The organism is Microvirga arvi, from assembly GCF_016892765.1.
Classification (GTDB): Bacteria; Pseudomonadota; Alphaproteobacteria; order Rhizobiales; family Beijerinckiaceae; genus Microvirga; species Microvirga arvi.
Map to the genome: position 1 here is coordinate 1 of NZ_JAFEMD010000220.1, position 679 is coordinate 679.

The window sequence follows — 679 nt, forward strand, 5'->3', positions numbered from 1 at the left end:
GTCTACCGCATCCTCAAGGCGGAAGGCTTGGGACGATTGCCGCCGGCGCAGCAGCGCAAACGGGAGAGCGGCAGATTCAAGGACTACGACCTCGGCTTCGTGCACATGGACATCAAGCACCTGCCGAAGCTGAGAACCGCCGATGGCGAGCCCCGCAAGCGCTTTCTGTATGTCGCCATCGACCGCTGCTCGCGCTGGGTCCATCTCGCCGTCAAGGACGACGAGCTGACCACCAGCGCGGTTGCCTTCCTGAACGAGGCGGTCCGCGCCTTCCCCTTCAAGGTCACGCACGTGCTCACCGACCGCGGCTCATGCTTTACCGCCGATGGCTTCGAGGCGGCCTGCCGGAGGTTGAAGGTGGAGCACCGCAGGACCAAGCCCTACACGCCACAAACGAATGGCCTCGTCGAGCGCTTCAACGGGCGGGTGCAGCGCGAAGTGCTGGGCATCACGATCTATAGCCATCGGGACCTCGAGACGCTGCTCAAGGGCTTCAATCAGGCCTACAACCGAAGACGCCAGCGCGTGCTCAAGGGCGCCTCACCCGAGCAGGCTGTGCAACGGCGCCTGGCTGCCGAGCCGAAGCTGGCCAACCGGCGCTACAAGCCGCCCGATTCAGACGCTTTGCCGCCAGCCCTCCAGGTCATCGCTCATGCCAAGGAGGTCTCGCATCCAGACA

The 679-nt window shown here is 64.7% G+C and carries 1 protein-coding gene; it reads left to right on the plus strand.

Going from position 1 to position 679, the window contains the following annotated elements; all coding sequences use genetic code 11:
- Positions 1-679, plus strand: a 679-nt coding sequence (locus ILT44_RS30605; protein WP_204243374.1) for a DDE-type integrase/transposase/recombinase, incomplete at both ends; no start/stop codon positions are given.